The 6244-nt window shown below is 69.1% G+C and carries 4 protein-coding genes; 3 read left to right on the top strand and 1 reads right to left on the bottom strand.

What is annotated here, in order from left to right:
* Nucleotides 1–272: 272 nt before the first annotated feature.
* A complete protein-coding gene (locus GXP76_RS33250) occupies nt 273–2534 on the bottom strand; it encodes a glycosyl hydrolase (RefSeq protein WP_242575342.1) in 2262 nt (753 codons plus the stop codon).
* A 247-nt stretch (nt 2535–2781) separates the two neighbouring features.
* On the opposite strand from GXP76_RS33250, the gene GXP76_RS33245 reads away from it, so the two are divergent.
* The 3 genes from GXP76_RS33245 to GXP76_RS33235 form a co-directional block, all read left to right on the top strand.
* Nucleotides 2782–4104, top strand: a complete 1323-nt coding sequence (locus GXP76_RS33245; protein ID WP_242575341.1) for an extracellular solute-binding protein — start codon at nt 2782–2784, stop codon at nt 4102–4104.
* A gap of 332 nt (nt 4105–4436) precedes the next feature.
* A complete protein-coding gene (locus tag GXP76_RS33240) occupies nt 4437–5405 on the top strand; it encodes a carbohydrate ABC transporter permease (protein WP_374363528.1) in 969 nt (322 codons plus the stop codon).
* Nucleotides 5402–6244: carbohydrate ABC transporter permease (locus GXP76_RS33235; RefSeq protein WP_242575340.1), on the top strand; the 843-nt coding region annotated here is incomplete at its 3' end. The genes GXP76_RS33240 and GXP76_RS33235, both read left to right, overlap by 4 nt.

Raw genomic sequence — 6244 nt, 5'->3', positions numbered from 1 at the left:
TCGGCCTAGGGCCTGTCTTTTGGGTCAGGCCGGATCAGGGAGCGGGGTCTGGTGCGTGCGATCGCAAGGCGGAGGAGGGAGGCATGGCGGGAGCCGTGCCTCCCTCCTCCGCTGTCAACGCGGCGAACGTGCGTGCCAGGGACCGCGAGCCCGGCAAGATCCGAAAGACAGGCCCTAGACCGAGAACCCGCCGCGTGTGGGGGGTGGGGCAAGCCCGTGATCGCCGGCCGGGCCCGTTTCCTGGCCCGGCCGGCGATCACGGGCAGAAGCGCTCAGCCCGTGGTGCTCGCGGACGACCGCGCCGGCACCGTGAGCGTCGTGCCGTCCGAGAACGTCACGGTCTGCTCCGTCGAGGCGAAGTTGTGCGCCGCGTACGTGCTCACCCCGCCCTTCGTGAAGACGGCCGAGGTCGGGATCGACCCGGTCACCGCCGGGTCGGGGGCGCCGACCGCGTCGAGGGTGCCGATCCAGTGGTGGACATGGGCCTTGGACTCGCCCGCCTCCGGCGACAGCGCCGCCTGGCCCGCGTCCCACTTGGCCTTCGCGCCCGCCGGGTCGGCGATCGCCTCGAACTCCCAGAGGATGTCGCGCCATTCGACGGCCGGTCCGCCGTTCTCCCGCTCCATCTCGGCGATGTTGCGGCCGATGGCCTCCTTCTCCCGGCCCAGGTGCAGCGAACCGCCGGTCACGGGGAGGACGTTGATGCCGTGGATCTCCTCCGGGTTGGCGGTCCACCAGGTGGAGTACGCGCCGCCGCTGCCCCAGACCATGCCGACCGTGCCGCGCTGGAAGTCCTCGGGGAAGACCTCCTGGTCGGCGTCGAACCAGTACTGCCCGATCGCCTCCGACTCGGTGGCCAGCAGATACGAACCCAGGTCACGCAGTTCGTCGTTGCCGGTCGCCGACCCCCACAGGACGAGTCCCGCGCTGAGGTTGATGGACTCCGACGACGACTCCTGGTTGTTGCCGGCCGCGAAGCCCTGGTGCCCGGAGGCCCAGCTGTGGCCCGCGTACACGTCGAAGCCGCGCAGGAACGGGAAGTCGCTGTCCGTACGGCTCGGGTTGGCGGCGTCGCGCACCAGCGTCTCGACCATGCCGCCCCAGGCGGACTCGGCGGCCCACGCCTGGTCGTACTGGGCGACGATCGCCGCCGCGTACACGTAGTAGCTGTAGTGGAAGTGGTGGTCGTTGAGTTCGGTGTCGCTGCCGTACGACGCCGGGTACCCGGTCAGGGTCTTCCAGTCGTCGTCGTAGCTGAACTCACTGGCGCCGCCCGCCGTGAACCACTCCTCCAGACGGCCCTTGAGCAGGTCCACGATCTTGTCGCGGGTCGCGGTCTCACCGATCTGGTCCGCGATCGGGGCCAGTTGGGCGAGCCGGCCGAGCGCCTTGCCCGTCCAGTAGGTGTCGGTCGCGCCGGAGAACGGGTCGCCTGCGTTCACCACCTCGTCCAACTGCGCCTTGAGCGCGGCCGAGTCGACCCCGTTCGACTCCGGCAGCGCGGGCAGCACACCGGACGCCTTCTGGCGGGTGGTGAAGGACGTCGCCTCGCGCACCTTCATCGTGCCGCGCGGTGACACGTAGGTGTACGGGGTGAGCTGGTCCGTCGTGTTGAGCCACTGGTGCCGGTAGAGGGCCTGGATCGTGCCCTTCTCCGTGCCCTCCTGCGGCTCGGTGGTCAGGGTGTACGTCGCCTCGATGTCGCCGCCCTCGCTCTTCCAACTCGTCGTGGAGCCGGTGACGAAGCTGTAGGCGTACTTGGCGTACGTGGCCAGCGCGTCCTCGGACGGCAGGAGCGCGAGCGAGAAGTAGTCCTTGTCGCCGAGTCCGGCCGTGACGGTGGAGCCCGAGACCGACCAGTCGCTGCCCGTCGGTGCGAAGAGCGCGTAGTGGTGTCCGGCGACGGTGATGCCGAGGACGTTGCCGTCGTCGGAGAAGACGGTCGGTGCCGACGCGGTGGTGATGCGCGCGTCGCCGCCCGAGCCCTTCGCGTACACGTAGGGCATGCCGTGACCGATGGTGGTCCGCAGCGTGCGGGTGCCGTCGGACCAGTAGGGCGTGACGGTCCAGTCGGACCAGTCGTCGGCCTTGGTGTCCGGGGAGTTGAGGCCGGTCAGCCCCAGGGTGAGGTCGGCCTTGTGCGCGTACTCGTACTGCCGTCCGTCACCCACGATGGCGGGGGTCGTGGGATAGCCGACCTCCAGTCCGCCGGAGGTGGCCTGGTAGGTGAGCGGGTGGCCGTACATCGGGGTGGAGTACGGGTTGTCGCCGTACCGCTGGTAGGCGAGCGAGGTCCACCAGTCGTTGGTGGGGACGGGCCTGTCCTTGGCCGCCTCGGTCAGTTTGGGCGTGACCGGGGCACCGACGTTGTTCGTCGGTCCGGACGTGCCCGCGGGGCGGGAGTCGGAGTAACTGCCGGAGCCGACAGGGATGTTCGCGGCCGAAGCGGGACCGGCGGCAGGACCCAGTCCTACGGCGGCCATGGCGGTGACCAGAACCAGCACCGAAGCCGGTCTGGAGCGGGAGGTGGGCATCGACGGCACCTCGAAGTCATGGGGGGAAAGGTAGTCCGAGAGCGCTCTCAGATGCCAAGGAACGTAAAACTCCTGAAACCTAAGTGTCAATAGAGCTGACGGAGAAGGCGGTTGCCAGTCGAACGGCGCCGTTATGCGTTCGAGTCTTGACGGAGCGGCAGCGGTGGGGGCACGCTCCTGACGCACGTTCTGAGAGCGCTCTCAAAGTGTTGCTCTCGCTTCACCCCGAAGCCAAGGGAGGCTTCCCATGCCCATCTGCCGGACCGTCAGGACGTCCGCCGCACGCGCCCGGTCCACCGGACGGACCCTCGGCGCGGTCGTACTCGCCGGAGCCCTGCTCGCCGCCTGCGGATCAGGTTCGTCGGACTCCTCGGACGAGGCGGGCGGCAAGGTCACCCTGACCGTCGACCTCTTCGGGGCGTTCGGCTACAAGGAAGCCGGCCTGTACGCGGAGTACGAGAAGCTCAATCCCGGTGTGAAGATCAAGCAGAGCGACACCGAGGACGAGGCGGACTACTGGAAGTCGCTCCAGACCCGGCTCGCGGGCGGCGGCGGACTCGCCGACGTCCAGGGGGTCGAAGTGGGACGGATCGCCTCGGTGACCCAGCAGCAGTCCGACAAGTTCGAGGACCTGAAGCGGTACGGCGCCGACAAGCTGAAGGACGAGTTCGCCGAGGCCAAGTGGTCCGCGGCGACCACGAAGGACGGCAAGATCCTCGGTCTCGGCACGGACGTCGGTCCCGAGGCGATGTGTTACCGCACCGACCTGTTCAAGAAGGCCGGACTGCCCACCGACCGGACCGAGCTGGCGCAGAAATGGGCCACCTGGGACGGCTATCTCGAGCTGGGCGAGCAGTACATGGAGAAGGCACCCGCCAAGAGCGCCTGGATCGACAGCGTCGGCAGCCTCTACTCGATCATGATCGGCCAGGAGAAGGAGCGGTACTACGACGCCTCCGGCGAGCTGATCTACGAGAACAACCCGGCGGTCAAGTCCGCGTGGGACACCTCGGTCGAGGCCGCCGAGTCCGGTCTGAGCGCCAAGCTCGACCAGTGGTCCCCGCAGTGGAACCAGGCGTTCGCCGCCGGATCCTTCGCCACCATCCCGTGCCCCGCGTGGATGCTCGGCTATGTGAAGGGCCAGGCGGGCGATGCCGGCCAGGGCAAGTGGGACATCGCGAAGCTGCCCGGCGGCGCGGGCAACTGGGGCGGTTCGTACCTCTCGGTGCCGCGCGCGGCCGAGCACAAGGAGGAGGCGTACGAGCTGATCAAGTGGCTCACCGCCCCCGAGCAGCAGGCCAAGCTCTTCGAGAAGCAGGGCAACTTCCCGTCGTCCACGGGAGCGATCGAGCAGGTCGCGGACGCGAAGGACCCGTACTTCTCGGGCGCGCCGATCGGGCAGATCTTCGGTGAGGCGGCGAAGGCGGCGCCGGTGCAGGTGCTCGGGGTGCACGACGCGAACGTCGCGCAGCAGATCACGAACGCGCTGAGCGAGGTGGAGCGCAAGGGGACGGCGCCGGGCAAGGCGTGGTCGAACGCGAAGAAGGGTGTCGAGAACACGATCGGCTGACGGTGCGGGTGGGGCGGGGCCCGGCTCTGGGCCTTGCCCCGCAGTAGCCCGCCGGGCGATGGGCGGGTCGGCGGCACCGGGTCCGCCCGGTGGGCCGGTTCGTCCTCAATCGCCGGACGGGCTGAAAGAGCCGCCCCATCAGCGACCGGCCAAGCCACCCGGCCGCCCCACTGCACAGGCCGTCCTCAAACGCCGGACGGGCTTCAAATGCGGCCCCGCCCGCAACCGGCCAAGCCAACGGAGCCGGCCCGCCGTCAGGTCGTCCGGCGGGCTGAAAGGCCCGTCGTACCCGTGTCAACTACCCCCCCTCCTCCCCCGAAGGGCCCCGTACCGTGACCCTCACCGACACCGTGAAGGCCGCGCCGCCGCCGGTGGGCGGACCCGCGAGCGACGGGTCCGCCGCCGTGCGCCGCGCCTGGCGGCGGTTCTCCCCGTACGCCTACATCGCGCCGTTCTTCACCCTCTTCGCCGCCTTCGGGCTCTTCCCGCTGATCTACACGGCGTTCGTGTCGCTGTACCGGGTCGAGCTCCAGACGCCCGGCGACATGGAGTGGCGCGGATTCGGCAACTACACCGCGCTGTTCACCGACGAGTTCTTCTGGACCTCGCTGCGCAACACCTTCACCATCGGTGTCCTGTCCACCGTCCCCCAGCTCGCGATGGCGCTCGGCCTCGCCCACCTCCTCAACTACAAGCTGCGGGGCCGGACTTTCATCCGTACGGCCATCCTGCTGCCGTACGCCACCTCCGTCGCCGCCGCGACCCTGGTCTTCGCCCAGCTCTTCGGCCGGGACTTCGGGCTGATCAACTACGTGCTCGGGCTGGTCGGTGTGAGCCCCGTCGACTGGCAGACGGGCACGGTCGCCTCGCAGATCGCCGTCTCCTCCATCGTCGTCTGGCGCTGGACCGGCTACAACGCGCTGATCTATCTGGCGGGCATGCAGTCCATCCCGGGCGAGCTGTACGAGGCGGCGGAGATGGACGGGGCGTCCCGCTGGCGGCAGTTCGTCCATGTGACGCTGCCCGGCCTGCGCCCCACGATCGTCTTCACCACCATCGTGTCGACCATCGGCGCGACCCAGCTGTTCGGTGAGCCCCTGCTGTTCGAGGGGTCCATCTCCGGCGGTATCTCGCACCAGTACCAGACGCTCGGTCTCTACATGTACGAGCAGGGCTGGGGCTTCTTCCATCTGGGCCGGGCGGCGGCGATCGCCTGGGTCATGTTCGTCCTGATCGTGCTGCTCGTCGGGGTCAACGCCCTGATCGTGCGCCGCCGTTCACGCAAGGAGGCCGGCCGATGACCGCGCTCGCCGCACCGCCGGCCCCGCCCACCGGCACCGAGCGGACACCCAAGCCGGAGGGGCGCAGGAGGCGCGCTCCCCGTTCGATGCACGGCGGCATGCTCTCGTACGCGATCCTGACCGTCGCCCTGCTGATCTCGGCGTTCCCGTTCTACTGGACGATCGTCGCGGCCAGCCGGTCCAACGCCGATCTGGCGAAGGTGCCGCCCACCCTGCTGCCGGGCCCCAATCTGATCAGCAACTTCGAGGCGGTCCTCGAAGAGGCAGACATCGGCAAGGCGTTGCTCAACTCGCTGATCGTGTCGGGCTCCATCACCGTCGGTACGGTGCTGTGCTGCACGCTGGCCGGGTTCGCCTTCGCCAAGCTGCGCTTCCGGGGCCGGGGCGCGCTGCTGGCCCTGACCGTCGGCACGATGATGATCCCGCCGCAGCTGGGCGTGATCCCGCTGTTCATGCTCATCGCCGAACTCCAGTGGGTGAACCAGCTCCAGGCCGTCATCCTGCCCGGACTCGTCTCCGCCTTCGGGGTGTTCTTCATGCGGCAGTACCTCGTGCAGTCGCTGCCGGACGAACTGATCGAGGCGGCACGGGTCGACGGGGCGTCCACCGCGCGGATCTTCTGGTCGATCGTGGTGCCCATCGCGCGGCCCGGCATGGCGGTTCTCGGCATGCTCACCTTCATGACCGCGTGGAACGACTTCTTCTGGCCGATCATCGCGCTCTCCTCGCAGGAACCGACGGTCCAGGTCGCACTGCGCCAGCTCGGCGGCGGCTATGTCCACGACCAGTCGGTGATCATGGCGGGGACGCTGCTCGGCACGCTTCCCGTGCTGCTCGTC

Source organism: Streptomyces sp. NP-1717, assembly GCF_022695985.1.
Lineage (GTDB): Bacteria > Actinomycetota > Actinomycetes > Streptomycetales > Streptomycetaceae > Streptomyces.
Note: the sequence above shows the minus strand (reverse complement) of the source record. Positions and strands in the feature narration are given on the sequence as shown.